Origin of the sequence: Lacipirellula sp. (assembly GCF_965279485.1) — a bacterium.
GTDB lineage: Bacteria > Planctomycetota > Planctomycetia > Pirellulales > Lacipirellulaceae > Lacipirellula.
This window is the reverse complement of sequence record NZ_CBDIIC010000001.1, coordinates 1,353,227-1,377,688: the sequence shown is the minus strand read 5'-3', so window position 1 is coordinate 1,377,688 and position 24,462 is coordinate 1,353,227. Positions and strand designations below refer to the sequence as shown.

Below are 24,462 nucleotides of genomic sequence, written 5' to 3'. Positions count from 1 at the left end.
TCGACGAACATGCTTTCACACTCAATTTGACGGCCGCGGCGATGAACGCTCGGCGCCAATCTGAATCAGGTACTGTTGTGTTCAACAGTCGATCGGCCTCCAGGCCGGAGACGAGTTCACGCAACGAACGGTGAGCCACCGCCCTCGGAACATTCGCCGCCAGAATTTCGCCGTCTGCGATCACCACATAAGTGGCGTCGGGGTAACGCTTCGCGAGGATCATGCATCACCTCCGACCGGCGGCGCCGACTCCAGCAAGCTGCCCAGAGCATTCTGGGCATCGGCGATACGCTGATTCTGGGCGGCCACTGCGGACGCATGACGTTCTAGTTCTTGAATCCGAACTCTCGCCAACATCGTGACGCCCGCTTCCCGGTCTCCGTTCGGCTCACGCCATTGGGCCTCTACTCGGTCGAGTGCGGCCAGCTCGGAGGCAGTGCGGGACGAATCCCACAACATGTTTTTCCGGATGGCGTCTACTTCTTTAAGTGCTGCCGCAACCGCTGGGGTTTCGAGGTGGGCATTCAGTTCGGCCAAGACTTCCAACGAATCATCGTCAACGCCCGCGGCGGCCTTGGCGAAGGCCAGCAATCGCGCGTTGCGGTCTTGCATGGCATAGGCCTTATCGAACGGAGTCTTTGTTTCAAGGTTCTCAGCCGCCCGTTCCATCTGTGTTCGATTGTCTGCGATTGCCAACTTCGGCTTGAACGCCTCGTGCTCGGCTCGCTCATGATGGCTCATCGGCTCACGGTCGAGGCCGTTGAACTGCTCACGTTGCGTCAGCTTGCGGCCGGCTCGCTTCTCGCGAGCGGCAATCACGGCTTCGCCGTGAGCTTGTGCCTTGGCGTAAGCATCGCGGGCGGCCTGAGAGTTCGACCCTTGTTTCTGGTCGTATTGAAATTTCGTTTGTGGATCGGCGGCATGAGCGGCGAACCCTAAACCAGTAAGAAGCATTCTGTATTTCCTGCGACGGCGTGTCGCGGTTAAGTGAAAAGAAGCCGGCCACCTCCACGGACTATGAAGGCAGCCGGGCAACTCGCTCAGAGGGTGCCGGTCCGCTGAGCAGACTCCCCGCCGTGTAACGCGGCGGGGTCGCAGACGATCGTTGTGGCCTCAGTAGCTTTGCTGAGGGTCCGTCCAAAACGATCGGCGTTGAGAGAAGAACCCCACGACAACAAGTCGCGGGGAGCGGCAGCGTCCGCCAAGACTTAGCCGCGTGAGTTAGGCCGCGTTGCGACTGCGATAGGCCTTATCGAGTTCGCCGAACGAATAATCGCCGGAGAGTAGGCCTTGAGCTTGGAGTTTGCGAATCAGTGATTCTTGATGTTCTTCCGCCTCTAGCTGCGTGCGGAACTCATGTTCCGATAACAGACACGCATAGCGGTTCCGTCCAAGTTGTTTCGTGAATGTGTTCATCTAGGCAATGCTCCGCTGATAGGCCGCCTGGAGGGTGTTCACGTTGTATTGCGGTTCCTTGCCGATGTAGCCGCCGGCTTGCAACGCCGCGATTGTCGCGGCTTGGGCCGCACGAGCGGTTGCCCACGCCGCGGCGGTACTCTCAACACTGTGCGAGTAGGACGCGACCACGGCGCCGGAAATCATACATTTGATGTTCCGCCGCGAGTCGCCGACGCCGCTGCTGGCCGTGCTGAAAAAATCTGTGTTGTTCATTGTTGTTCCTCACTGTTGAAAAGTTGAAAGACTGGCCGCGATGCTCTCAAGAGACGCGGCGATACGTTCGGCCTTGTCGTCGATCGACGTAAGGCGGGTGACGATGGCGACGAAGTCGTCGCCGAAACAATCGTCGAGCGCCGGAATAACGTGACTCGCGATAGCCGCCGCTGAAATGGTGGTTCGGGGTAGGTCGCTCATTTGTTCTCCAGAGCACTTGCGATGCGTGACAGTGAAGACGCAATACTCTGGTTGTATTCAGAGTTGTTAAGTGCGTTCACGATGGACGTTTCAACGGCCTCCCCGACCGCTTTACCGACCATCGGAGCTATCAGAGTGGTTAGGGCGTTGACGAGTGCTGTCATCTTCAATTCTTCTTTGCTCATTCTTTCCCTCAATCGTTTCTCTCGCCGCCAGCGAGCGTTGTATTCAAGGTGTCGTTGATATTTTTCGGGGTCGAGCCGACGATTAACCCACTGGGGCGACCAACCTACGCAAGCCGCGGCAGCAGTCTGGTCCGTGATGCTACTGATCCAGGAGGCTCTTTCCGTTCGGCTCGGTATCGAAAACAGGTCTCCGCAACGGTCGCGAATCTTCGCCATTTCGGGATCGTAAATCGGGCGCATCACTTCCCCTTACGGCTCTTGATAAATGCATCCAACTCGGCAGCATCCCAACGCTGCGAGCCTCCTAACTGAATGGGTGCCGGCAGTTCGCCTTTGCGAACCAGCGTCCGAACGGTGTCAGTGGTCACTTGCAACTTTGCGGCGACATCGCCGACTTTCAGAAAATCAGACATGGTGAGAACTCCTCTAAGAACGGTGTATGAAAAGAAACGACGGCCGCCGGCCAACTCTTCCGCACGGCCGCCGTCCCAACTAGGCGGGTAGGTTGACCACGCGGATTCCCTCAATCAATGAGACGCGGCCTTTGGTGGTTGGCTCATGCGGCAACTCTTGATATCCCTTTGGTCGCACCATTCGCCGCGGTGGTTTGACTCCGGCGAGCAACTTGCTCAACATGCCGGGGAAGGATTTCTGACTGATATGGTCTCCGCCGTTGTCGTTGTGCCAGCGGTCATACAATTTGTAGAGGGCATCGCTGGAGACGCACGAACCACGGTCTAGCTGAATGTGATCGTCAACAAACGCTTGCAGCGGCGACGACGATTCAGCGAAGGATTGCAACGCCGCTAGTGACGACTCCGGCAACTGAAACGATCCGCGGTTGTAGAGCCGCTGGAATCCCTCCAGACACCAATTGAGAATCGCCGGCATTTCCGGTTTCAGCTTCTCGAAAAACTGCATGTCGGGATTCTGAATCTTCTTGTGAAAGTAGAGAATCACTAACCGGCGCAGAATCGAACCTTGGCTGTCTTTGATGTGTGCCAGAATGTCGTTGCTGTTGAGCAAGGGCGTTGGGAGGTGAGTCAACTCGACATAGCTCCCATGCTTCACGTCGACCGATGCTTTGTCTCCGCCGCTGTAACGCTTAATGAGCGTGACAAACTTCGCCAACGTCTTAGAGTCTTCCGTCTCTGCCTCTGGCACGGCAAACACCGTGCGGCCTTGCATGTCGGCTTGTCCGAAGCCGCGTAAGGCTTGATCTATCTCGCGAGAGAGGCCGTAGGTTCCGGCAATCTCCAACGTCGCCAACATGTAGACGCCTTTGCCTCCGCCGCCGGCACCTTCCGTCAGAATGATGTACTGGCCGGGGAAGCCGTAGAACACCGCGAACCCCATTGCTTCCTGGAGGTTGCGTAGCTCATCGTCGGAGAATTCCAAATCGCGTAGGTACTTGTCCCAATTGGGACGATGCTGCGCCTTCGGATCGTAGTTCACTTCACTTGCGAACCGGTGGAAGAGTGCAGGGCTGCGATTAGTGCAGAAATGCGGTTCACCGGTCGCGAAGGCAACGGGATTCAGCATTCCATTGCCGACGACAAAAACGTGATTCGCATCATCCCAAGCTGGCGACGATATCACCGGCTCCCCGGTCCACCATTGCGGCGGACGGCCGCCGATCATGATTTGGGTACGGCTCTGCATTTCGCGGAGCACTAGGCCTAAACCTTTGTCGTCTAGCTTGAACCCGATTTCGCGGGCCTTTGTCTTCAACATCGGCAGCAGGATTGTCTTGGCGGCTTCACGGCTCAGCGTTAGATACTTCCCCTCAAGCCAGACGTAACGCTCGTCAAAGTCAACGGCGTAGAAGCAATGGAGTTGATCCAAGGCGAGCTTGGCTAAGACTTCAACCGGCTCTTGGCATACCGGGCACGGCGAACCGATGGCGGTTTCAAGATCGGCGAGCAACAAACCTTGGCACTTGGAGTGCTTGCAGTTCGGCTCAACCTTGCCATTCTTCCACACGCGGATTGCGGCAGCGCCGTCGTTCTCGTCCGGACGGAATGGGCAGACCTGGAAAAGAATCAGTGAGAAGTTGTCGTCGTGTTTCGTTTGCTTGTAACCGAATGGCGAGCCTTTAGCCCAATCTTCGATGAGTGTGACGTTGTTCGCGTGCCGCGAGTTCTTACGCGACTTCGCTTTCGGTTTGGCCGGCGTCATTGCCGCGAGTTGGTTTGATCCAATCATTTCCTAAAATCCTAGTGGGGATACGAACGCCATCCCGGACGTTCCAGGTACCGATAAGGCGAGTTAGCCGGCCGCTGTTTGAGCAGCTCACATCGACACAGTTAAACTGTTCGTTGAGGCCGTGCAGAAAATCTTTCACTTGCTTGTTGGATGCCCGATCCGTTGGGAGATCGGTTTCGTAAATCAGGCCGTACCCATTTCCAGTGAAGGTTTCAATTAACACCGGCCAGCCTAGATGGGCCTTCACGGCATCCTTTTGGCGTTCGGCCTCATCGAGCGGAACGCCGTGGCCGTCTATGTCGATAAGTAGCCGACTGCGGCGGGCAATCATCACGTCTTTGACGGAAGAGCCGTGCTTAGGCCGAACGCTTAGATAGCGTTCCTGCAACGGATTGAGGTTGCAATAAACGGCGTTGTATTGCTCTGCCAGCCACTCGATTTGGTCAATGCGGTCGGTCTGGTCAACAGGCCATAGAACTTGCATCGGCGGTGCTCGATCGTCGACAGGCTTGCGAGCAACGATCGCAACCGGATGGCCGATGCGATCAAGGAATTCAACGATGGTTTGTTTCATGCTGCCCTCTCTTTCAGACGACGTTCCGGCGGATTATTTAAGACGGCGAACTCGCCGTGATGCTGTTTGACGTAGTTGTCACGAACCCAACCGGCAGAAATCAGGTCATCGAACAGACCTAGACTCTTGTTTCTGCCGTTGACTCTGGCTTGGGCGTTCCATTTCTGAGAGGCCTTATGCCAAGTCACGCCGATGAGTCCGCTGGAGTTGTCAGTACGCTTACGCTTATTGCGTTGCTGCTCGGTCCTCGTAGCCGAACGTAGGTTGCCGCGGGTGTTATCCAAGGTGTTGTGATTTTCGTGGTCAACCGTGCGACCATTCGACAGGTCCAAGCCGATGAGTTCCGCAATGAATTGGTGCATGAGTTGAGAGGTCCACTTGCCACCACGGCGGATATTGCGTTGTGCGTAATAGGTGTTCGTCATCTTGCTTTTGCAAGCACGCCACTTGTGAGCGTTCACGGCTTCAAAGTCTTCGGCGGAGACTAGGGCAACTTGCTCTTGGGTTAGTTGAATCTGGCGCATACCGGGAGCCTGTAGGAGGATTGGAGAGGCCCCTAGCAGCGTGCTAGAGGGGCGGAAGAAGGGAACCAAGCAATCCAGTGGTTCAAGCGTTCAGTGGCCTGCCAGAGGCAGGGAGGCGTCGGAGTCAGTGGTTCACTGATTCCTTGCGGTGCCGAGAGGCGGAACACTAGGTCCCGCTGTAGTAGTCTTGTCTCACTCTTGCCCGGCTCCGGCCGAAATCTGCCAGAAACCGGGAAATAGTTGTCCCGCTGTAGTAGTCTTGTGACAAAGTGGACCCGATTCGCCCGAATTCTTTAAGAATTCCGAAATCGTCCAGGCAGTGACAGGCACAATCCAGGCATTTTGAGCGCCGTCAACATGCGTTTGAGCCTATGAAAATAGGCCTTTTTGAGCAATCGTCCAGGCATGACAGGCATTTCGACGATTCCAATTCTCTTTCGCTATGAACGTAGCGTCGCACGTTATAGCTATTACGTTAGACACGTCGTTACCTACAGAAACTAATTCAGAATGAAAAATGCCTGGCTTGCCTGGACGATTTAGGTGTAACTCCTTAGGGCTAAAGGAGATACGGCGACGCCGAAAGCATCAAAGTGCCTGGATTGACCCTGTCTGTGCCTGGACGTGCCTGGACGATTTAGGCGTCTAGACCGTTCTCAAACGTATTGAGGCCGATCAACTGCTCAATCACGCCATCCGTTTTCGGCGCTTTTTGAAAAAGCAGCCTCCAACACGCCCGGCCGCCACCGCGGTCGCAGGGGTACCCTACAACCGGCCGGCCGTCACAATCCCACCTCCGAGGCCTCATTTGACGGATTCGACCACATTTCGCTTGGAATGTAGTTGAATTCGTAGGGCTATGAGGCAGACTTTGAGTAATGTGGTCAATCTCGTCTTTTGAGGTCTCGTCATGACTTGGACCGTCGCCCGTAGCCGCGTGCTGACCCGCTCTGAAATTCAGGCCGTGCTGGCCGACCTGAAGCGTAAGGCCCGCCGCTCGCCTAACACCGCTCAGAACCTGATACTCTTCCGGCTCGCGTGCTGCTGCGGCCTACGGGCCTCTGAGCTAACGCGGCTGCGGTTGTGTGACCTGCGAGTGAGCAGCACTAAGCCGACAATCAAGGTGCCTAAGACGATCGCCAAGGGTGCCAAGGAACGCATTGTGCCGCTATGGTGGGACGGTTCCACGTTGGACGACTTGCGAGCGTGGAAGGCCGCCAGAGAGGCCCAAGGGGCATTGGGCAGTGATTCCTTGCTGGTCACTCGCACGGGAGGCCAGATTGACCGCCTGAACGCTCGCAAGCGTTTCCAGGCGTGTTGCCGCGTTCTCGGCGCCGAGCGCCACGTCACCATCCACGACGGGCGGCACTCGTTTATTAGCCATGCGTTGCACGCTGGCCGTAGTATCGCCGAAGTGCGAGACGCGGCGGGGCATAGCAACATCGCAACCACTAGCGTTTACACGCATCTAGTGAGCGATGGCGATGAGACTGTTGGCAATCTCTTTGACTAGCAGCAACAGCCTTGCTTAATGCTGCTACCTGGATGCCGGGGTGGTGCCGCCCGCCGGCCCGGCGCCGGGGGTGGGTTGCAGCGGGTCGATGATGGTCGGTCGTATCGACTGTGCCGCCGCGTGCCCTATAGCGATTTCTTGAGCCGTTCGGCCAGCCTGAAAGCAGACAACAAAATCCACAATCAGGGAGGCGGGTGGATCAAATAAGTCGCTGAACCCTTGGTTGTTACGGAGCCGTCCAGGACAGTCGCGTCTCTTCAGCGTCGGCTTTCATAATTGCATCCAGTGAACCACCGCCGGCCTCCACGGCTCGCCGATGCAATACCGCCCAGAATTCGCGGCCGACGCTTGTCGTTAGTCCCTCTCGCGAACGTCGCATGATGATAATGAAATCAGGCCCGCCGGAACCGTTTATGCACCCGTAGGTGAGCATCGTCATTGTGGGATGTAGATTGCCGCCGGCGACAAATTCTTTCACCCGATCGGAGGCGAGTTTTTCAATCACTATCCTCTGGCGGTCTGCGAACAAGAGCGGCTGGAGGTGGGCAAGCAAGTACATGCAATCGTCTAGGTGGTAGGTCAGATCGCAACCACGAAAACGAATGATTTCATCGGCTTGATTGTCGCCCAGAATCATGGCGTCGCGCCATTCGTCCCGCCACTCATCGTGGAATTCTTTGCCGTCACACTCCAGGCCGACGCGGCGCCCGCCCACTTCCACCATGAAATCTAGGCGGAACTTTCCGCATAGCGTTTGCACCTCAACTTGAGGCTGTATCGACACGCCCCGCGGAAGTCGCTTCAAAAGTTGATCGTGAAAGAGTCTTTCCAGAGGGCTTTCAAAGGCATCCATTGCGTTTGTCCTGTGCGGGATAGGGGACAGGATTCTAACAGGATTGTGCCGATTGATCGAACCAGCGGGTTCAATCATTCCCCTGGTTCATCATTGAATCTGTTCAACGCTCTTTGAACCAGCGATGAATGTCCTCTCCATAGGACCAAAGGCCGAACGGTATCAGTAGAGGAATTGCGATTGCCCAACCGCTAATAACCACTGCCAGAAACGGGCGAACAAGCTCTACCACGGCATTCAGCAAACCGAAGGGGAATTCGTGGTCTAGGGTGAACTCCCAAACCCGCCCCTTGCTCGCCCAAACCTCTAATAGACCCTTCGCAACGCCGAAATACATAAGCAAGCAACCAAAGATGTAGACGCCAATCCAGATTTTGACCTTCCGCGACAAGAGCGGCGCATCTTTTTCCCGTTCTCGTTTTTCCGCCTCATAGATGAACTCTCGTTGCTCCCAAGTGAGGGCGTCCAATAGCTCATAATTGGGCATTTCGCTGATATTCATTCGGTTTTCCCTCCGAAAATTGCAGGTCCGAAATGTGTTCTACACTTTAGATGGTCCTCAGGGGAGTAGCCGTGAAAGCCTTCATTCAGAAACGAATCCGACAGGTCGAATCGTGGTTGAAAGAACTCCCGATCGGCGAGCCGGGCGGGGATTGTTTCCGCGATGAGTGCTTGAGCATTGGTCGTGAGATCAAGGCGGAGGCGATTCGGACCGGCCATCCGGCAATTGTCGAGCTTTGCCAGCGGAGGAACGGTGGACTGCGGTACACGCAACGTCTACTCGCGGATTGCTTGGCGACGTTTGCGCCAGAGACGTTGACTCCGCCGGAAGTGGCTCGCCGCTTGAAGAAGTCGCCGGACTATGTGCGGGATTGCATCCGCCGCGGGCAGTTGAAAGCCTCTAATCTTGGAAAAGGCCGGCCGCGTTGGGTGGTGACTACAGCCGAGCTTGATAGGTTCATGCAAGGCAAACAGTCATTGGCGCCGACGACGCCGAAACGCCGAGTCAAAACAGGCTCATACAAGAGATATTCGACCTAGCGTCCAGTCGCCAACAAAGTTGACGCACTTCTTCAGCTGCTCATCGAAAACCTTTTGGCGGTAGACGGCCGGAATATCGTGTTCGGCGTGGCCCATGATCGCATTGATAATGGCTTGCGGAACCTCGGACGCGGTTGCAACCGTCTCGAATGTGCGCCGTAGGCTGTAGAACGTCGTGACGCCTTCGCGGTAGACGCCCGTTCCGATGCAGAGTGCTTGGAACGCTCTGGCGACAACGTGCCGATTCCAACAGCCCTCAAACACGGGTCCGCTGGTTCGTTCGCCAATCACGGCCTGGAGTGCGGCGGCAGTGCTTGGCCAGAGTGGGCAACGCCGCTTCACTCCCGTCTTAGGGCGTGAGAACGTCTGCCAACCGCCGACCAAATCGAGGGCCTCAATCGGCACTTGCCGACAGTCGGCAGGGCCAAACCCACAATTGATTCCTAGTAATGTCATGGCCCGCAGCGGAGGCGTGGCCGCCTTCACTATTTTCTGGATATCATCGGGCGTAAACAGTCGCTCGCCGATGGCTTCGCGAGCCGCTCGGATCGCTTTCGCCGGCGGGGTTCGCAATGCCTTTTTGTATTTGATGCTCGTTCCTAATTCCTCATTAGCGAAGTAGAACGGCATCCGAGCGAACGTCAGCAATCGCTTTACAGAAACAGGGGAGGCTGGCTCGCCATTCAGCTTCGTACTGAGCCGCCGGCGCAGTTTGGTGAAGTCAGCCGGAGCCAGATGGTCGATGGCTCGCCGCTTCCCGATCGTCTCGGCGATTATGTCGCAGACGGTTTCATATTCCTTGAACGTCCGGGTAGCGAGTTCGCCCGCGTCCAGAGCCTGTTTCTTGCCCTCCATAAAGGCATCTAGCAGGTGTCCGATGGTGTCGCACTCGGCGGGAGGGGCGATGCCCGCGTGAAGATAGTCCTTTTTCTCCAGGTAGGTCGCTACGGCTTTGTCTTTGTCCGTGCCGAAATAATAGAGCTTCCCCTTGATCTTCTTGGCATATTGGCCATTCTGATGGGGGAACAACGGACAGTCTGGATCGGACTTTGCCATGTTCCAAGTTTACCACATGGCTCATAAGGTGTCGAAACGGGTGTCGTGCGTCAAAAAGGGAAACCGCCCAATTTGACAAACCCGTGAAAATAAGGCATATTATGAGTGTGGTCGGGTGGCCGAGCGGTTTAAGGCACCGGTCTTGAAAACCGGCGTACACGAAAGTGTATCGGGGGTTCGAATCCCTCCCCGACCGCCTTTGGAGCGTTTGAAAAGGTCTGCAGCTGCAGGCCTTTTCGCGTTTAACGAGGAGGCCCGGCAAGCAGTCGATCTGCCTGCTTAAAGCCACCGGCTCCGCCGGCATCCATAGTTCGATCGTCAGCGGCTTAGAACGCCGCGGGATGTCCGCAACAGATCAAGCCGTCAATCCGATGATGTTGCGGCCGGCGTCCGCTCAGGTGCGGAGATAGATTGCCGTCATCCATCCCAAGACGGCTCCGTAAGGCGCTGAAGCAGCCAGCACCGTTCTCGCGGTGAATCGGAACGAGAGCGCCAACGCCGCGGCCAGGCCGGTCAGGAATGCCAGGCACGCCGCCCACAATGGAAAACGGACGTCAATCGGCGCGTCGTCTGAAGCGAAAAGCGAGGCGCGAAACCGTTGGTCTTCGTTCTCTTTTGCCGATCTAGCGGCTTCTTCGGGGCTGAGTTTAATCGATTCCACCCTCATCCCCCGCAGCCACGCGAATCGGAGGATGGGATTGTTGAGCTTGAAGGCAACGCACGCGACTTGCCCCTGCCAAGCATGCAGCGAATATGCATGCTTTTCGCCATAGCAGCCGCTGAGTACGGCGGCGTCTCGGTAGGCGAACGCCCACAACGTCACCGTGAGTAGCAATCCGAGGAGGCTTCCTACGCCGAGCATCATCGCCGCGGCGCGGACGACCTTCGACCCGTCAATCAACTCTCGAAGCGTTGCCATGCGGGCATCGTACTTCGAGAGTTGAATTAACGCGGCGCGACTTTCGCGATTTCAACTAATTCCCGATCAGTTGCCAGCGTCGCGGGCAAGCTGCTTCCCGCGACCTGCGCTGCTGGCGTTGGAAAAGTCGGCGAAGTGGGTAAAAGGCTGGCGCCTGTTCCTATGTACCGATCTCCGCCAAGATCGAGCCTGCCGCCGAGCGATCTGAATACGCCATCAGGTACTGCAGGTAGTGCGGCCGCTTCACTGCCGGCATCTCGGAGGGAAGACTGTCGGCGAGTTGGATCAGCTTCGCGGCGGCGTCGCGGTCGATGCGGGCTAGCGCTTCGGCGGCGATCGCTGCTGCTGCGGCGAAGTCGCCGCGCTCGAAGCTGCTAGTCGCCAACGCATCGGCCTCGCGGAAGCAGCCGCGGGCGACGTGGATCGCGTTGCGAATTTCGGAACGGAGCGGCGTGCCGCCGGGGAAGCGAAGGGCGAGCTGCTCGGCGGAGTGGAGCGCCGCGCGGACTTCGCGCAAGCCGAAGAGAAACGTTTCGGTGCCATTGGCGTCAGCGATATTCACTCCGGGCGCCATGTTAAGCGTCCGATCGACGTTCATGATGCCGGCGGCGCGGCCAGCAATCACGCCGAGGCGAATCTTCAATTGTTCAACGTTCACCGTAGTCATTTCGCGGGTAGCCATGCCGAACGTCAACCGGGGTCGGGGGGGGAGGGCGAACTACGCCTACCCATCGACTGCCGCTGCGGTAAACCTCGCGGATTGGCGAAGGATTTCGCCTTCTGACGGTTATGCGGGCGGGAGGCGTGCCAATTGCCGGCCGGCGCCTCGTGCTTGCGACCCCGTCTTGCGGCCGGTAAAAACGCAGTCAACCGGCTCTCGCGGGCTGGCCGAAGGCTCGAAACTTTGAACTCGCCGCGGGGCGGCGGCTATTGGGAAGGACGGCAGGGATGTCAGTCATTGCGAAAACAGTGCTACTCCTCACCGCGTCGAACATCTTCATGACGTTCGCGTGGTACGGGCATCTGAAGAACTTGGCGACCAAGCCGTGGTACATCGCCGCGCTGGTGAGTTGGGGGATCGCTCTGTTCGAGTACCTGCTGCAAGTGCCGGCGAACCGGATCGGGCATACGCAGCTCGAAATCGGCCAACTGAAAATCATGCAGGAGGCGATTACGCTGACGGTGTTCGTGCCGTTCGCGATCTTCTACATGAAAGAGCCGGTGCGGCTGAACTATTTGTGGGCGGGCCTCTGTTTATGCGGAGCCGTGTATTTTGTCTTCCGTAAGTAGCAGCAGTGTGGGCCGGCCAGCGTCTAGGACGTTCGATCGGCGGATGACGAGCGCCTTTGCGCTCTTTCTGTTCGTTTGGATGCTCGCCGACAGCAGCCAAGTGGTGGCGGCTAACGCTGCGCAGCGGTTAGTAGTCGGCCGCGTCTGGACCGGCGTCGTCGCGCAGCCATGGGCCGAGGCGGTGGCGATTGACGGCGACCGCATTGCGTTTGTTGGCAGCCGCAGTAATGCAGCAGCCAAGTTGCGGCCCGACGCGCAAGTGATTGACGCCGGCGACGGACTCGTCGTGCCGGGGATGATCGACTCGCACATCCACCTCATCGATGGCGGGCTCCATCTCACCTCGGTGCAACTCCGCGACGCCGCCACGCGCGAGGAATTCGTCAAACGCATCGCCGAGTTCGCCAAGCGGGAGCGTCGCCCCGGCGCCTGGATCACCGGCGGCGATTGGGATCACACCGTCTGGGGCGGCGAGATGCCCGACCGTGAGTGGATCGACGCCGTCACGCCCGAGACGCCCGTGTGGATCTCGCGGCTCGACGGGCACATGGCGCTCGCCAACAGCGCGGCGATGCGGGTGGCTGGCGTCGGTGACGACGTGAAGGACGTGGCCGGCGGAGAGATCGTCCGCGATGCGAATGGCCGACCGACGGGCGTGTTCAAGGACAACGCGATGACGCTCATCGATCGTGCGGCGCCGCCGACGTCGCAGGGCGAACGCCTCGAAGCGGCCGTCGCGGCGATGACATACCTCAACGCCCAGGGAGTGACGGCGGTCCACGACATGGGGACCTGGCGCGACCTGGAAGTCTTTCGCTTGGCTCACAAACAGGGGCTGCTCAACGTTCGCGTCTACTCCTGCACGCCGCTGGGACAGTGGGAGCGGCTGGCAGAGGAAGTGAAGCGGGCTGGCCGCGGCGATGAGTGGCTGCAAATCGGTGGCTTGAAGGGGTACGTCGACGGTTCGCTCGGTTCGCACACGGCCGCTTTCCTGGCGGCGTTCAACGATTCGCCAAAGGACAGCGGACTCTTGGTGAACACGGTCGAGGATCTCGAAGAGTGGACCGCCGGCGCCGATCGGGCCGGCTTGCAGGTCGCCGTTCACGCGATCGGCGATCGTGCGATTCGGCTGCAACTCGACGTCTTCGAACGCGTCGCTAAGCGCAATGGCGAGCGGGACCGGCGGTTCCGCATCGAGCATTCGCAGCATATCGATCCGGCCGATATCCCACGGTATGGCAAGCTGGGCGTGATTGCCAGCATGCAGCCGTACCACGCGATCGACGACGGCCGTTGGGCCGAGCGCGTCATTGGCGCCCGGCGGAGCGAGACGAGCTATGCCTTCCGCTCGCTGCTCGATTCCCGCGCGCATCTGGCATTTGGCAGCGACTGGTACGTGGCGCCGGCGACGCCGCTCGAAGGGATCGACGCCGCGGTCAATCGCCGGACGCTCGACGGCAAGCATCCCGACGGCTGGGTGCCGGTGCAGAAGATTTCCGCCGCCGAAGCCCTGCAGGCCTACACCAGCGGCGGGGCCTACGCGGCGTTCCGCGAGCACGATTTGGGAACGCTGGCAGCGGGTAAACTCGCCGACCTGGTGATCATCGACCGCAATATCGTCGAGGGAAATCCCAACGAAATCGCCGACGCCCGGGTCGATTTGACAATGGCGGGGGGACGCATTGTCTACGAGCGGAAGAACGGGGAGAATATCGAAGCTCGGCCCTGAGTTTCGCCCACCGCCATCGCTCCCGCCCCCTCCATGCCGCAAATCACCCTCTCCGACGTTACGATTGCCTACACCGGCGCCGCACTCCTCGATGGCGTCACCTGCCACATCGAGCCGGGCCAGCATATCGGGTTGCTCGGCCGCAACGGCTGCGGCAAGACGACCCTCATGCGGATGGTGGCCGGCATCGAGCAGCCTGACCATGGCTCGGTCGATCTCTACCCCGGCACGCGGGTGGCGCTGTTGCCGCAGGACGTGCCGGAGGGGATCAGCGGCGATGTGCACAGCATCGTTGCCAGCGGCGTGCACGAGCTTGCTGCCAAACACGAGTCGGAGTGGGAAGAAGAGCAGCGGATCGAACGGACGCTGCGCGACATGCAGCTCGACGGTACGGCCGACTTTCAATCGCTGTCGACCGGCATGAAGCGCCGCGTGCTGCTCGCCAAGGCGATCGCCGGCGAGGCGGACGTGCTGCTGCTCGACGAACCGACGAACCATCTCGACGTCAGTTCGATTGTGTGGCTCGAAGACTTCCTCGCGCGGTGGCGGGGGACGCTGCTGTTCGTGACCCACGACCGGGCGTTTCTTACGAAGCTGGCGGAGCGGATTCTCGAAATCGACCGCGGTAAGATCTTCGACTGGTCGTGCGACTACCCAACGTTCCTCGTCCGTAAGGAAGAGGCCCTCGCCGCGGAGGAGAAGCAGAACGCGCTGTTCGACAAGAAGCTGGCCCAAGAGGAAGTTTGGATCCGCCAAGGGATCAAAGCTCGTCGCACGCGGAACGAGGGCCGCGTGCGGGCGCTGCAGGAATTGCGGCGCGTTCGTAGCCAACGTCGCGACGTCGTCGGCAACGTTCAGCTCGACATCGACGATGGCGAGCGGAGCGGCGCCCTCGTGCTGAAGACCGAAGGAGCGTCGTTCGGCTACGGCGACCGTGTGATCATCCGCGACCTGACGACTTCGATCATGCGGGGTGATAAGGTCGGCATCATCGGGCCGAACGGCGCCGGCAAGTCGACGCTGCTCAAGGGCTTGCTGGGGCAGCTCGCCCCGCTCGACGGTTCGGTGCGGCAAGGGACGAACTTGCAGATCGCCTACTTCGATCAGACCCGCGACCAGCTCGATCCCAACCAAACGGCCGAAGACAACGTCGGCGAGGGGAAGTCGAGCATTACGATCGCGGGGAAGACAAAGCACATCATCGGCTACCTGCAGGACTTCTTGTTCACGCCCGAGCAAGCGCGGCAGCCGATTCGGTTCTTCTCCGGCGGGCAGCGGAATCGATTGCTGCTGGCGAAGCTGTTTGCGAAGCCGGCTAACTTGCTGGTGATGGACGAACCGACGAACGACCTCGACAGCGAGACGCTTGAGTTGCTCGAACAGCGGCTCGTCGCCTACGAGGGGACTGTGCTGATGGTGAGCCATGATCGCGCGTTCCTGAACAACGTCGTCGGCAGCACGCTCGCGTTCGAGGGGGATACGCTTCGCGAGTATGTCGGCGGTTACGATGATTGGTTGCGGCAGAGCCGTGCGAGCGCATCGCGCGAAGTGACTGCTGCGGCGCAATCCACCGCCAAGTCCGCTGCCTCTTCATCGGCAGCTCCGGCGGTCGCTGCCGCCGGCGCCGAGAAGAAGAAGCTGAACTTCAAGGACCAGCGTGAGCTAGAGCAGTTGCCAGGAAAGATTGAAAAGCTGGAAGCGAAGCTCGCCAAGCTCCATGAGGAGATGGCGAAGCCGGAGTTCTTCAAACAGGCGGGCGCGACGTTGGCGGTGAAGCAAACTGAGGAGCGCGCGGCTTCGACGGAACTGACGGCGGCGTATGCTCGGTGGGAAGAGCTGGAAGCGCTGCGCGGTTGAGTGGTATTCCGAGCCGCGGTTTCTGAGCTGCGTTGTCTAACGGCGTGGAGACCGACCCCCGGGCGGAGCCCGGGGCTAGGGGAGTGGCGTCATTCCGGAGTCGCGAGCTACAGCGCATCGTCGCCGTAAGGGCCGATCGCTTTCTTGTAGTCGTCGACGCCGTCGTAGAGGGTGAGCGATTCAACCGCGCTGAGCATCACGACGGCCTTGCGCCCCTTCATCCAATCACCGTCTTCGCCCGTGTCGGCGTGCAGACCTTCGAGCATCTTCTCGCCGGCGAGGTCGCTGACGCGGACCTTCTCAAGCGTGTACGCCAAATCGTCGTCGCGGCCTTTGAAGTAAACCAGGACGAGCTTCCCGGCGAACCGATCGGCCTCTGCTGTTTCTTTACCGGGCGCCATCGCCGATGTGCTGACTGACCAGAGGCAACATAACGTGACGAGGACGAGGCAGGTTGCGATCGTGAAGCGGCGCATGACGTGTATCTCCTGGAGCGTCGTTGATTGTTGGCGTGTTACAAGCCACCGGCTCCGCCGGTGGACGAAGTGCTGGCTCGCCGTCTTTTGCTCCGTCCACCGGCGGAGCCGGTGGCTCTCATGGTTGGGCACGCAGCAGAATCTAACGCGCCTGCGGGCTGCTTCAACTCCAAAACTGCCGATCAAGCATCCGGTAGTTCACCGCCTCGCCGAGGTGTTCGCATCGGATCGCGTCGCTATCGTCGAGGTCGGCGATCGTGCGGGCGACGCGAAGGATCTTGTCGTGAGCGCGCGCGGAGAGGCCCTGCTCGTTGACGCTCGACTCCAGCAAGTCGCGGCTCGCGGCGTCGAGCGAGCAGACTTGCCGCACTTGCCGGCTGGTCATTTGGCCGTTGGTCTGTTTGGCCGAACCAAGCTTGCGGAATCGCTCGGCCTGTCGACTTCGTGCGATTTCGACTTGCTCGCGCATCGTCGAGCTGTCGGTCCCGCGGGGACCAGTCGAGAGTTCTTTGAACGGCACGGCGGCGACTTCGAGATGGATGTCGATCCGATCGAGCAGCGGGCCACTTATTTTCGACATGTAACGCTCAATTTGGGGCACGGAGCAATGGCATTCGCGGCGGGGATCGTTGCGAAAACCGCAGGGGCAGGGATTGAGCGAGGCGATGAGGATGAAGTCGGCAGGAAACTCGCTCGCGCGGAGGGCGCGGCTGATCGAGACGGTGCCATCTTCGAGCGGTTGCCGCAGCACTTCGAGCGTCGTGCGATTGAACTCGGGCAACTCGTCGAGGAAGAGGACGCCGTTGTGGGCGAGGCTGATCTCACCGGGCGCCGGCGTTGACCCGCCGCCGACGAGGCCGGCGTTGCTGATCGTGTGATGCGGCGAGCGAAACGGGCGGCGGACCATTAACGGTCGGCCCGCGGGGAGCTTGCCCATCGCGCTGTAGATGCGGCTCGTCTCGATCGATTCTTCGGCGGTGAGCTGCGGCAAAATGGTTGCGACGCGCTTGGCGAGCATCGTTTTTCCTGATCCCGGCGGCCCCACCATCAGCATGTTGTATGCAATTCAACCCAGGGCAAGCGTAGCCCCGAGGAATGATAGGACGAAACCGAGAACAACGCATACGGGTCGGCGCTGGCCAGCGCCCTAGACACCGTGCCGGCAACGTGGCTTCTACTCCCCACGTTGCCGGCCGGTATCGCCCGGCTAGGAGTAGAACAACATGGAAGTGCAGCCCCCCCGCGTCCGCTACGTTCGGCGGCTTGCGGCTAAGGCAAGTGACTACATCTTGCCATTCAACATCTCATACGGTGACAGAGTAATCCTCTGCGTCCGTGTTTCTCGCCGGGCCCAACGTTGTGCCGGCAATCTTGCGGACCAACGTGAGGCCCTACGCGCCGCCGTACAACGCGCTGGTGGCGTGCTGGTGGGCATTGTGTTGCATACCGGCCACGGTGCCGATCCCGGCTGGTTAGCGCCTGCGGCCAACCCGGCCCGCCTACGCGGTGCATTGTTGCTGGCGGAGAGCACCGACCGCTTTATCCGCAGCCCGGACTACCATTCAGCCGACAGCCCGGACGCACAAGCGGGTGAAGAAGATTTGGCGAGACTGGCTGCCGTTACGCGAGGTTGCCGCTTGATGACATTGCTCGACCCGGGCGCGCCGCCAACTGAAGTTCGGTCGTACCAACGGCAACGCGGGCAGGAACGGAAAGCGCGTCGGGGCGGCCGCGGCAACCGCGCCGTTGGTGCCGCGGCATGCTCGCCGGGCGCAACGAAGCGGCGCCGGAAGACTTGGCTGAGGCACGTGCTGAGTATGTATCGCGCAGGCGCAAGCTACGGAGAAGTTAGTAGGGGCACCGGCATCTCGAAGATGACTTGCCACAACTGGGTTTCCTTCTGGTCTTAGCGCGTACCATTTTTGCTTTCGGGCTAGAGCCGGTCGGGGCGCTTTTGGCCGAATACACCCCAATTTGGTGCGGTTGGCACGCTGGTGCCGCGAGGCGAAACCATTAGTACCGAAGGTACTCCCTAACACCGGTACCAATCGGCATATTAAAGCTAGGATCTCGCTGCTCCCAACTACCAGAATGCAGTGCTAAATTGATCGCAGAACTTTCGCGACCAATCTTATCGGCGAATGCGGCAGTTGAACTATGAATTTGAGGCACCTGCAACTCGATACGCTTTGCGAGTACCCGCTCGGTGCTTCCAACGGCGTTAGAAAACGAAACGTCAAGCTGCGGCAGAATTTCCTTAGAGGTGGTGCCAGCAGAGCATGGTTTTATCAACAAAACCCCTTCGCGTGGCATTTGGCCCGCCGGCTATCTGGCCTCGACGACAGTCCAATAAGCGGCGGTGTTTGGCCAATCCAACACTGGCGCTGCGAGCGGAAATACGGCAACCCTGGAACCGATATATTTCCACCGTTGAGTCCGATGCCGCCGGACGACTCTGAAATTTACCGCCTTTGTCTGGATTACCGAATCATTGGTTATCACCGTGCGGCGAATGCAAATGAGGCAAGGAGATTGCTCGACGCAGGCCGCCTTGAGGTTCGTTACGCAACGGAACTCACATCGGAATGGTACGACCCGGTACACGGCATCCTAGAAGTTCCAGAGGGTAATCCTGAAATCCTTGGGTCGCATGGAATTCCTATTGGACGGATGGTTCGCAACGACGGGGAGTTGTGGTTCAATTTCGAGAATTCATGGGGTGGTGCGTGGGGACTCGAGGGCCAAGGGATTTTGTCGGTCGAGCATTTCGATAGGTTCATGATCGAGGCCTGGGATCCGTTGAACCCGAGCTTCCAAGTGCCGTTGTCAGCCCGAACGGGGATTGTCTGTTTGGAATGGAAATGGTCCGCCGATGGAGAAATAGCCCTTTTCGGACGGGAAATTATCAACGCTGCCACGAACGATCCGCTTGCGTGGGCCTATTGCAAGCGTCGCGGTCGATTCTTGGATGTGGAGGAGTTTTTTGTTTGGCCTACGGAGAGAGGCAAGGGCTATGGACGAGAGTTAGCACGCATGGTGCGTGAACTGGCTTCGATCCTGGATTTGCCACTACGCATGGTCGTTTCTTATGCCGACACAGAGGAGTGGAATCGAGAAAACCTTGAAGCGGCCGCACGGCTGCTAAACGTTGAGCTATCGGAAAGCGGCGAAAATTGGGCACACCTTTTTGGGGAAGCACAGCCCCGGCCCCAGGCCGTAACTAGACCGCGTCCGTCGGCACCGGCGTTTCCACTTGAGATGCTTCGCCCCCGAGATGAGCAGGCTATTTCTGAGCCGGTTACTTATACGGTCTTTTTCGGGACGAACCGTCCCCGCCTCGACGGATCGCGTCCCCACGAATTTGCGTCGGGGCGAGGCACTGAACTCACGCTTGGTAGCCTTCAAGTCAAGATTCGACAAACCCCAACGTTTGGAAGCGTCGGCAGGTTTTGGACTGAGTTTTGGAGATGCTTTTCAGCCGACCACTCCGACTTGTTGTCGAGAAAAATCTACGCCGACGAGGCTGCAATGGGCGCAGCGTTGTCAACCCTTGCTGAGCGATGGGGTGAGCGCCCACATAACGTCCTTTACATACATGGGTTCAACACGACCTTTCCTGCAGCTATCCGCCAGGCAGCCCGCTTCGGTGTCGATCTGAAAGTACGTGGGCAAACCTTTTGTTTTTCGTGGCCATCCGCTGGCAAACTGCCTGGTTATCCAACTGACGAAGCGACCATCGAAGCAAGTATCCCATACCTACGAGACTACATTCGTATCGTCCTCCGTCAGACGGGTACTACGCCGCTAAGCGTAATCGTTCATAGCATGGGAAATCGCGCACTAGTACGTTGTCTGGTCGAATTGGCTCGAGACGAGGAGTTCGTCCAAAGCAAGCGGCTGAATCAACTGGTACTCGCCGCGCCTGATGTTGATGCAGAGGTGTTCACTCAGGCTTGTACGGATTTTCTTCCACTCGCGAAAAGAACGACGCTTTACTGCACGCGAGGGGATACGCCGTTATTCGCTTCCGAATATCTGCATCAGTACCCAAGAGCCGGTCTCGCTCCGCCGGTGCTCGTAGTCGACGGCATGGATACAGTGCTGGTTGAAGGATTCAACCTTTTCAACCTTGGGCACAACTATTATTCCGAAGCGAGTATTGTCCTTCACGACATTTTTCAACTAGTGCACCTCGAATCAGAGCCGGACGCACGGCAATTCATTACAGAAACTGCTACAGCAGCGGGCCATCGATATTGGAAGCTGCCTCATCACAGATAATTCCAGCAAATCTTCGAAAAAGAAGAGTCTACAGTCTGTATTTGTCTCCCTAAGCTGCGCTTGAGCGGGGCCGCGTTGGTCCCCGCACGCCCCAGCCCGGAGACAAAATATGGCCGCAATTAGTACCCGCCAGCCTTCGATTACTATTTCTTACTTGACCGCCCGTGGCACCCGCCGCAGCAAGAACTTTGCCGGCAATGACTTGGCCGCAGCCCGCGCGTTCTTCGCCCAAAAGCTCGCGGCCGCGGCTGATCCGCAAATTACAGGCGCGAAACCAGCCGATTGGGACGCGGCGGGGGACGTAGCGACGGAAGAGCTCACCGCCGCCGTGAACATAGCCATCGAAGCTAATCCGGCTCCCGTTCGCACTAAGTTGGGCGTGGCCCCCAACACGAAGACCAGGGCGTACTATGCCGGCGTGGAAATCGCAAAACGCGGGATGGCGGGAGGCGTGACGAAGGAAATGATCCTCGCCGTAGATCAAGCCTACGGCAAAAGAAGCAACCTGATCGAGAGTGAAATAGCTTGCCGCTCAGTTTGGCATGGGCTTGCCGGTGCAGGTTTTCAAACGGCCGCTGCCGCCCAGTGACGGCCCTCGGCCAACCTGCCCGCCAAGTTTGCGGGCAGGCTACCGCGGGCCGCCAGCGCCCCGCCATGGGCGGCGACAACCATGCACGGGGCTATGCCGATGCAATCGACGAGTGCATATTGGGGCAAACTCTCATCAAAGCCCCGAGACTTGGCGTGTCAATGTCAGAGCAACGTAAATCGCCAGTTGGAATCTACCGACGTCAGAACGGCCCACTCCCCACGGACGAGATCCACGAATTTGAGGATGATTGGTTTGACTCAGGTCTACCTTCTTCAACACCGCCTGCGCAGCGAATTTTGCAATACCTCAAGTGCCGCCGCGCGGTGGTTGAGCAGATGGCCAGGAATCTCAGCAACGCGGATTATCGCGGTCCCACTAGCGATGCGAGAAAACTCGCACAGCGAGCATGCGCGCAGAACTTCCAGTGGGATGCAGAAACTGCCTTGAAACAGATGGACACTATTGCCGCCATGTTCGTTACCGAGGGCGACAGAAGCGTCCCAATTGATCTCCAAAAGACATTCATTGAGGCAGTTAAGCTGGGAAAGACTTTAGAGCGTCTTTACGTCCGGCGGCTTGAGTTTTGGGCAATGCTCGGCCACCGGAATCGCGGCGGTCGAGACAGCGTACTGGAGCCCCATGAATGGGTGCTTGTTTGCGACGCCGTGGATAAACGAACTGAAGAGCTCGACAGCATCGCCATACGCAAAGTGAACTCTCGTAGGGCGCGATCCGACATCATGGTCACATTGGCAATCGGCGAATTTCCCGGTATAGAGCGCGAAGTCGAGCTAGAAGACGAGCTCCTCCGCCAGAGATGCCGGAAATGCAGGGAGCAGGCTGATTGAACAGCCTAGGCCATTTCCTGGGAAAATCTTGATCGTCCCAGGAACGGCGACTTCCTTCGATACACTCCACCCATCGGCATCACTTCGGTGCCATTTCTCATGGGTCAGGAGTAGAACAATGAGTATCGGTACAAAGGCACGCAGGCATTTGCGGCGCGTGACACAGGCATTTGGAGACATTGAAGCCTACGAGGCTTCGCAGGGTCTGAGACCACGCCCGCCCATCGAATCGAGGTGGATTGGCTATGCTTTGAGCGAACTTGCTTTCGTTGAAGCCCAGCAAGTTACAAAGAAGCGCAACGCATACTACGTGTTTGAGGCTGTGGTAATACAGCCGGGGTTCATCCTTGCAGCACATGTCGGCAAGGAACCTGCGTGGCACTACGCCTTCGTATTCTGCCAACACATGGGCCATGGCAAGAAGGCTAGCGCCAGGTTTGCCGACGCCGTAATGCGTCTCTTCTTGCGACGCGCGACCTGTCCAATGCCGTGGACAGACGAGGACTTGTTGAGCCCAACACGTCACGAGGGGAACGTCCCTGAGCCCAATTGGCCAGAGGCCAACGGTATTTTAGTCGGCTGTGGCGAGGAATAGCCCGGCAAAACACTCAACCAAGTTACTGTGAAACCTGAACTCTTAACATCAAAGCGGGAGATTGAGTCATGTCTAAAAGTAGCCTTAACTACGCATACCATAAATTTGCGTCCGCGCGCCGAGCGTTGATGGCTCCCATCATCAGCGGGGAGGATGGGTGCTTTGCAAACGCCTTCAATGCCTGTGCCGACGGCCTCAAGAATGTTAGCGAAGATGATATCACGGAGCCCGATATGATCGCTTCGTACCGGCTAGTAAAAGAAGCGATCAATGTTGATGAGCGGCGCGGTCAACCCTTGGATGGCCTCTATGTCGCGAAGTCGCGCGCTATGAGCGTTGAAGAACTCCGGCAGTTCTCAGATGCGGTCGATAGTCTTGCGACCTGGTTCTTACGGGAAGAGCTGGAAGGCCGAAAATAGCAACCAAAACACGCAACCAAACCCGCCAACAACACCCGGCGTATTGGCAGCAGCCCTACAACGCCCTTAGTGGCCCCTGCCATTGCCCAATGCGTCAGTAGGTCGTGTGTGCGTTGCAGGCTGTGTCTAGTTGGGCGGAGGCTAGTCGCTTGAAGCAGTAGTGGTGAGCCTGCGAGAGAAGTCCATTGCAGGCATCCAGTAGTCGACAAGGGATACCCTCGGTGCACCATTCGTGGGCAGCGGGTGGGGAGGAGTCGGGCACTAGACAGTGGGCTCCGATTGCCCACTGACTAGGCGGAAGACGCTGCCCGGAGACTATGCACGGAGAAAGTAGCCTACTTGTAAACAACCAGTGTGGTCCAAACCACCCCGCGAAATACCGGCGCTGTTGCGTTGCATTGGCCCGCTCGCATGCCAAGCGCGGTCTTTAGTTGGTACTTGCCACGGTACCCGCGGCGACACCCATCCCAACGTGACGCGGCCGGTGCGGGGCCGGGGGCGGTGGATGAGCGGAGTGCAAGGATAATACTCCACCCCCCTCCTCCCAAAAGGAAAGAGGAGCTTAATGAGGATGGTAAGGTTGTGTATTGTCCACCATCTCAATTTTCAGCGTTTTTTACTTTCATCCTTAGCACCGGATCCAAGCTGCTCCGGTGACGGAGAGAGACGTCCACCGAAGTACGCCTTGACCAAGGGGACCATACCGGCGAAACCGGCGGCCCAAAAGATGAAGAAAAGAAACATCAGCCGGCGATGTTGGACGAGTTCCGAAAAGTTCTTCCGCCCAATCATCATTACGAGCATCAATGCCATGCTCGCGGTGTAAGGCACAAGAAACACAAGAATATATCGCGGTTTGATTGCCATGCCCGTATTGTAGCTGCCGCACAGCACTTTTGTCGAACTTAGTTACCTCGGCATTCTTTACACGTACTGGCGCTTGGCGCCGCCCCGACGCCCGTTACAGTACAAAGCCGCAGGCCTATATACTCTATCGGGAGCCGTAAATATGAAACATGTAGCCATTTACTGCCGTGTGTCCGGGAAGACCCAGGAGACCCGCAGCCAAATGCCCGAGCTGGAGCGATACGCCGCGGCCCATGAGGCCGAGGTGATCTGGTACATCGATAAATTCTCAGGAAAAACGATGGATCGCCCAGCATGGCTGAAGCTTCAAACCGCCATCAATCACCGCCAGGTTTCCGACGTCGTGGTGTGGCGGCTAGACCGGTTGGGAAGAACCGCGAAGGGTCTCACCGCACTCTTTGAAGATTTGCATGAGCGAAAGATCAACCTGGTATCACTCCGCGAAGGCATCGATCTTACCACACCGGCTGGCCGCATGATGTGCAATATCCTGGGAAGCGTAGCCGCCTATGAGACTGAGGTGCGGGGGGAACGGGTGCTGGCTGGACAGGCGGCCGCACGCGCCGCGGGAAAGAAATGGGGCGGTGGCACCAAGGGCAAGAGAACAAAAGTCACGCCGCAGAAGGAGGCGTTGATTCGTTCGATGTACGCCGAGCAAACGCCCATTACGGTGATAGCGCAAACACTGCACCTATCCCGCCCCACGATTTACACCGTGCTGAACGCCGACAAGCCGGCAGAAACCGCGGCCACCTAAAAAAGATGG

28 protein-coding genes and 1 tRNA gene are annotated in these 24,462 nt (G+C 58.5%); 12 read left to right on the top strand and 17 right to left on the bottom strand.

Going from position 1 to position 24,462, the window contains the following annotated elements:
• Positions 1–219: 219 nt before the first annotated feature.
• From ACQY7R_RS05825 to ACQY7R_RS05785, 9 genes are all read right to left on the bottom strand, one after another.
• Positions 220–1,035, bottom strand: a complete 816-nt coding sequence (locus ACQY7R_RS05825) for a hypothetical protein (RefSeq protein WP_428304648.1) — start codon at positions 1,033–1,035, stop codon at positions 220–222.
• A 186-nt stretch (positions 1,036–1,221) separates the two neighbouring features.
• Entirely contained in the window at positions 1,222–1,416 is a 195-nt protein-coding gene (locus ACQY7R_RS05820) for a hypothetical protein (RefSeq protein ID WP_428304647.1), read from the bottom strand.
• Positions 1,417–1,671, bottom strand: a complete 255-nt coding sequence (locus ACQY7R_RS05815) for a hypothetical protein (protein WP_428304646.1) — start codon at positions 1,669–1,671, stop codon at positions 1,417–1,419. It abuts the gene before it with no gap.
• A gap of 9 nt (positions 1,672–1,680) precedes the next feature.
• Positions 1,681–1,872: a hypothetical protein gene (locus ACQY7R_RS05810; RefSeq protein ID WP_428304645.1), complete on the bottom strand. Its 192-nt coding sequence runs from the start codon at positions 1,870–1,872 to the stop codon at positions 1,681–1,683.
• On the bottom strand, positions 1,869–2,057 hold the full coding sequence (locus ACQY7R_RS05805; protein WP_428304644.1) for a hypothetical protein: 189 nt from the start codon (positions 2,055–2,057) through the stop codon (positions 1,869–1,871). Before ACQY7R_RS05805 ends, ACQY7R_RS05810 begins: the two co-directional genes overlap by 4 nt.
• A gap of 239 nt (positions 2,058–2,296) precedes the next feature.
• Positions 2,297–2,470 (bottom strand): helix-turn-helix transcriptional regulator, encoded by a 174-nt coding sequence (locus ACQY7R_RS05800; protein ID WP_428304643.1) that lies wholly within the window; start codon positions 2,468–2,470, stop codon positions 2,297–2,299.
• 79 nt (positions 2,471–2,549) lie between these two features.
• Positions 2,550–4,262: a phage/plasmid primase, P4 family gene (locus ACQY7R_RS05795; protein ID WP_428304642.1), complete on the bottom strand. Its 1,713-nt coding sequence runs from the start codon at positions 4,260–4,262 to the stop codon at positions 2,550–2,552.
• Complete coding sequence (locus ACQY7R_RS05790) at positions 4,201–4,836, bottom strand: hypothetical protein (RefSeq protein ID WP_428304641.1); 636 nt, start codon at positions 4,834–4,836, stop codon at positions 4,201–4,203. The genes ACQY7R_RS05795 and ACQY7R_RS05790 overlap by 62 nt, the downstream gene beginning before the upstream one ends.
• Positions 4,833–5,360 carry a hypothetical protein gene (locus tag ACQY7R_RS05785; RefSeq protein WP_428304640.1) on the bottom strand — a complete coding sequence of 176 codons (528 nt, stop codon included), beginning with the start codon at positions 5,358–5,360 and terminating at the stop codon, positions 4,833–4,835. The genes ACQY7R_RS05790 and ACQY7R_RS05785 overlap by 4 nt, the downstream gene beginning before the upstream one ends.
• A gap of 910 nt (positions 5,361–6,270) precedes the next feature.
• Between ACQY7R_RS05785 and ACQY7R_RS05780 the strand changes: the two genes are divergently transcribed.
• Positions 6,271–6,873 carry a tyrosine-type recombinase/integrase gene (locus ACQY7R_RS05780; RefSeq protein ID WP_428304639.1) on the top strand — a complete coding sequence of 201 codons (603 nt, stop codon included), beginning with the start codon at positions 6,271–6,273 and terminating at the stop codon, positions 6,871–6,873.
• Positions 6,874–7,099: 226 nt separating this feature from the next.
• Here ACQY7R_RS05780 and ACQY7R_RS05775 read toward each other — a convergent pair whose 3' ends face one another.
• Together ACQY7R_RS05775 and ACQY7R_RS05770 are read right to left on the bottom strand one after the other, a co-directional pair.
• Positions 7,100–7,726 carry a hypothetical protein gene (locus ACQY7R_RS05775; protein ID WP_428304638.1) on the bottom strand — a complete coding sequence of 209 codons (627 nt, stop codon included), beginning with the start codon at positions 7,724–7,726 and terminating at the stop codon, positions 7,100–7,102.
• A 103-nt stretch (positions 7,727–7,829) separates the two neighbouring features.
• Entirely contained in the window at positions 7,830–8,228 is a 399-nt protein-coding gene (locus tag ACQY7R_RS05770) for a hypothetical protein (RefSeq protein WP_428304637.1), read from the bottom strand.
• 71 nt (positions 8,229–8,299) lie between these two features.
• On the opposite strand from ACQY7R_RS05770, the gene ACQY7R_RS05765 reads away from it, so the two are divergent.
• Entirely contained in the window at positions 8,300–8,767 is a 468-nt protein-coding gene (locus tag ACQY7R_RS05765) for a helix-turn-helix domain-containing protein (RefSeq protein WP_428304636.1), read from the top strand.
• Here ACQY7R_RS05765 and ACQY7R_RS05760 read toward each other — a convergent pair.
• A complete protein-coding gene (locus ACQY7R_RS05760; protein WP_428304635.1) occupies positions 8,744–9,823 on the bottom strand; it encodes a tyrosine-type recombinase/integrase in 1,080 nt (359 codons plus the stop codon). The genes ACQY7R_RS05765 and ACQY7R_RS05760 overlap by 24 nt on opposite strands.
• Before the next feature lie 109 nt (positions 9,824–9,932).
• Between ACQY7R_RS05760 and ACQY7R_RS05755 the strand changes: the two genes are divergently transcribed.
• Positions 9,933–10,019, top strand: a tRNA-Ser gene (locus ACQY7R_RS05755).
• A 198-nt stretch (positions 10,020–10,217) separates the two neighbouring features.
• On the opposite strand, the gene ACQY7R_RS05750 is transcribed toward ACQY7R_RS05755, so the two are convergent.
• Both ACQY7R_RS05750 and ACQY7R_RS05745 read right to left on the bottom strand, forming a co-directional pair.
• A complete protein-coding gene (locus tag ACQY7R_RS05750) occupies positions 10,218–10,742 on the bottom strand; it encodes a hypothetical protein (RefSeq protein ID WP_428304634.1) in 525 nt (174 codons plus the stop codon).
• A gap of 160 nt (positions 10,743–10,902) precedes the next feature.
• Positions 10,903–11,424 (bottom strand): hypothetical protein, encoded by a 522-nt coding sequence (locus tag ACQY7R_RS05745; protein ID WP_428304633.1) that lies wholly within the window; start codon positions 11,422–11,424, stop codon positions 10,903–10,905.
• 266 nt (positions 11,425–11,690) lie between these two features.
• Here ACQY7R_RS05745 and ACQY7R_RS05740 point away from each other — a divergent pair, with 266 nt between their 5' ends.
• The 3 genes from ACQY7R_RS05740 to ACQY7R_RS05730 are packed head-to-tail and all read left to right on the top strand — an operon-like array spanning position 11,691 to position 15,618.
• Entirely contained in the window at positions 11,691–12,032 is a 342-nt protein-coding gene (locus ACQY7R_RS05740; RefSeq protein WP_428304632.1) for a DMT family protein, read from the top strand.
• Between the two features lie 43 nt (positions 12,033–12,075).
• Positions 12,076–13,761 carry an amidohydrolase gene (locus ACQY7R_RS05735; RefSeq protein ID WP_428304631.1) on the top strand — a complete coding sequence of 562 codons (1,686 nt, stop codon included), beginning with the start codon at positions 12,076–12,078 and terminating at the stop codon, positions 13,759–13,761.
• Positions 13,762–13,794: 33 nt separating this feature from the next.
• Positions 13,795–15,618, top strand: a complete 1,824-nt coding sequence (locus ACQY7R_RS05730; RefSeq protein ID WP_428304630.1) for an ATP-binding cassette domain-containing protein — start codon at positions 13,795–13,797, stop codon at positions 15,616–15,618.
• Positions 15,619–15,725: 107 nt separating this feature from the next.
• Here ACQY7R_RS05730 and ACQY7R_RS05725 read toward each other — a convergent pair whose 3' ends face one another.
• Entirely contained in the window at positions 15,726–16,094 is a 369-nt protein-coding gene (locus ACQY7R_RS05725; protein WP_428304629.1) for a hypothetical protein, read from the bottom strand.
• A 163-nt stretch (positions 16,095–16,257) separates the two neighbouring features.
• A complete protein-coding gene (locus ACQY7R_RS05720; protein ID WP_428304984.1) occupies positions 16,258–17,142 on the bottom strand; it encodes a YifB family Mg chelatase-like AAA ATPase in 885 nt (294 codons plus the stop codon).
• Positions 17,143–18,251: 1,109 nt separating this feature from the next.
• On the opposite strand from ACQY7R_RS05720, the gene ACQY7R_RS05715 reads away from it, so the two are divergent.
• The 5 genes from ACQY7R_RS05715 to ACQY7R_RS05695 all read left to right on the top strand — a co-directional run bounded on the left by ACQY7R_RS05715 (position 18,252) and on the right by ACQY7R_RS05695 (position 22,829).
• A complete protein-coding gene (locus tag ACQY7R_RS05715; protein WP_428304628.1) occupies positions 18,252–20,375 on the top strand; it encodes an alpha/beta hydrolase in 2,124 nt (707 codons plus the stop codon).
• A 109-nt stretch (positions 20,376–20,484) separates the two neighbouring features.
• Complete coding sequence (locus ACQY7R_RS05710; protein WP_428304627.1) at positions 20,485–20,964, top strand: hypothetical protein; 480 nt, start codon at positions 20,485–20,487, stop codon at positions 20,962–20,964.
• Between the two features lie 65 nt (positions 20,965–21,029).
• Positions 21,030–21,815, top strand: a complete 786-nt coding sequence (locus ACQY7R_RS05705) for a hypothetical protein (RefSeq protein ID WP_428304626.1) — start codon at positions 21,030–21,032, stop codon at positions 21,813–21,815.
• A gap of 118 nt (positions 21,816–21,933) precedes the next feature.
• On the top strand, positions 21,934–22,410 hold the full coding sequence (locus ACQY7R_RS05700; RefSeq protein ID WP_428304625.1) for a hypothetical protein: 477 nt from the start codon (positions 21,934–21,936) through the stop codon (positions 22,408–22,410).
• 128 nt (positions 22,411–22,538) lie between these two features.
• Positions 22,539–22,829, top strand: coding sequence for a hypothetical protein (locus tag ACQY7R_RS05695; protein ID WP_428304624.1), 291 nt, complete (start codon positions 22,539–22,541; stop codon positions 22,827–22,829).
• A 606-nt stretch (positions 22,830–23,435) separates the two neighbouring features.
• On the opposite strand, the gene ACQY7R_RS05690 is transcribed toward ACQY7R_RS05695, so the two are convergent.
• Positions 23,436–23,696, bottom strand: a complete 261-nt coding sequence (locus ACQY7R_RS05690; protein WP_428304623.1) for a hypothetical protein — start codon at positions 23,694–23,696, stop codon at positions 23,436–23,438.
• A 142-nt stretch (positions 23,697–23,838) separates the two neighbouring features.
• On the opposite strand from ACQY7R_RS05690, the gene ACQY7R_RS05685 reads away from it, so the two are divergent.
• Complete coding sequence (locus ACQY7R_RS05685) at positions 23,839–24,453, top strand: recombinase family protein (protein ID WP_428304622.1); 615 nt, start codon at positions 23,839–23,841, stop codon at positions 24,451–24,453.
• Positions 24,454–24,462: the final 9 nt, after the last annotated feature.

Excerpts from the sequence above, each read along its gene's own strand:
- ACQY7R_RS05820 (WP_428304647.1), bottom strand. The coding sequence starts at position 1,416 with ATGAACACATTCACGAAACAACTTGGACGGAACCGCTATGCGTGTCTG.
- ACQY7R_RS05815 (WP_428304646.1), bottom strand. The coding sequence starts at position 1,671 with ATGAACAACACAGATTTTTTCAGCACGGCCAGCAGCGGCGTCGGCGAC.
- ACQY7R_RS05810 (WP_428304645.1), bottom strand. The coding sequence starts at position 1,872 with ATGAGCGACCTACCCCGAACCACCATTTCAGCGGCGGCTATCGCGAGT.
- ACQY7R_RS05805 (WP_428304644.1), bottom strand. The coding sequence starts at position 2,057 with ATGAGCAAAGAAGAATTGAAGATGACAGCACTCGTCAACGCCCTAACC.
- ACQY7R_RS05800 (WP_428304643.1), bottom strand. The coding sequence starts at position 2,470 with ATGTCTGATTTTCTGAAAGTCGGCGATGTCGCCGCAAAGTTGCAAGTG.
- ACQY7R_RS05795 (WP_428304642.1), bottom strand. The coding sequence starts at position 4,262 with ATGATTGGATCAAACCAACTCGCGGCAATGACGCCGGCCAAACCGAAA.
- ACQY7R_RS05790 (WP_428304641.1), bottom strand. The coding sequence starts at position 4,836 with ATGAAACAAACCATCGTTGAATTCCTTGATCGCATCGGCCATCCGGTT.
- ACQY7R_RS05785 (WP_428304640.1), bottom strand. The coding sequence starts at position 5,360 with ATGCGCCAGATTCAACTAACCCAAGAGCAAGTTGCCCTAGTCTCCGCC.
- ACQY7R_RS05780 (WP_428304639.1), top strand. The coding sequence starts at position 6,271 with ATGACTTGGACCGTCGCCCGTAGCCGCGTGCTGACCCGCTCTGAAATT.
- ACQY7R_RS05775 (WP_428304638.1), bottom strand. The coding sequence starts at position 7,726 with ATGGATGCCTTTGAAAGCCCTCTGGAAAGACTCTTTCACGATCAACTT.
- ACQY7R_RS05770 (WP_428304637.1), bottom strand. The coding sequence starts at position 8,228 with ATGAATATCAGCGAAATGCCCAATTATGAGCTATTGGACGCCCTCACT.
- ACQY7R_RS05760 (WP_428304635.1), bottom strand. The coding sequence starts at position 9,823 with ATGGCAAAGTCCGATCCAGACTGTCCGTTGTTCCCCCATCAGAATGGC.
- ACQY7R_RS05750 (WP_428304634.1), bottom strand. The coding sequence starts at position 10,742 with ATGGCAACGCTTCGAGAGTTGATTGACGGGTCGAAGGTCGTCCGCGCC.
- ACQY7R_RS05745 (WP_428304633.1), bottom strand. The coding sequence starts at position 11,424 with ATGGCTACCCGCGAAATGACTACGGTGAACGTTGAACAATTGAAGATT.
- ACQY7R_RS05740 (WP_428304632.1), top strand. The coding sequence starts at position 11,691 with ATGTCAGTCATTGCGAAAACAGTGCTACTCCTCACCGCGTCGAACATC.
- ACQY7R_RS05735 (WP_428304631.1), top strand. The coding sequence starts at position 12,076 with ATGACGAGCGCCTTTGCGCTCTTTCTGTTCGTTTGGATGCTCGCCGAC.
- ACQY7R_RS05730 (WP_428304630.1), top strand. The coding sequence starts at position 13,795 with ATGCCGCAAATCACCCTCTCCGACGTTACGATTGCCTACACCGGCGCC.
- ACQY7R_RS05725 (WP_428304629.1), bottom strand. The coding sequence starts at position 16,094 with ATGCGCCGCTTCACGATCGCAACCTGCCTCGTCCTCGTCACGTTATGT.
- ACQY7R_RS05720 (WP_428304984.1), bottom strand. The coding sequence starts at position 17,142 with ATGGTGGGGCCGCCGGGATCAGGAAAAACGATGCTCGCCAAGCGCGTC.
- ACQY7R_RS05715 (WP_428304628.1), top strand. The coding sequence starts at position 18,252 with ATGAATTTGAGGCACCTGCAACTCGATACGCTTTGCGAGTACCCGCTC.
- ACQY7R_RS05710 (WP_428304627.1), top strand. The coding sequence starts at position 20,485 with ATGGCCGCAATTAGTACCCGCCAGCCTTCGATTACTATTTCTTACTTG.
- ACQY7R_RS05705 (WP_428304626.1), top strand. The coding sequence starts at position 21,030 with ATGGGCGGCGACAACCATGCACGGGGCTATGCCGATGCAATCGACGAG.
- ACQY7R_RS05700 (WP_428304625.1), top strand. The coding sequence starts at position 21,934 with ATGAGTATCGGTACAAAGGCACGCAGGCATTTGCGGCGCGTGACACAG.
- ACQY7R_RS05695 (WP_428304624.1), top strand. The coding sequence starts at position 22,539 with ATGGCTCCCATCATCAGCGGGGAGGATGGGTGCTTTGCAAACGCCTTC.
- ACQY7R_RS05690 (WP_428304623.1), bottom strand. The coding sequence starts at position 23,696 with ATGGCAATCAAACCGCGATATATTCTTGTGTTTCTTGTGCCTTACACC.
- ACQY7R_RS05685 (WP_428304622.1), top strand. The coding sequence starts at position 23,839 with ATGAAACATGTAGCCATTTACTGCCGTGTGTCCGGGAAGACCCAGGAG.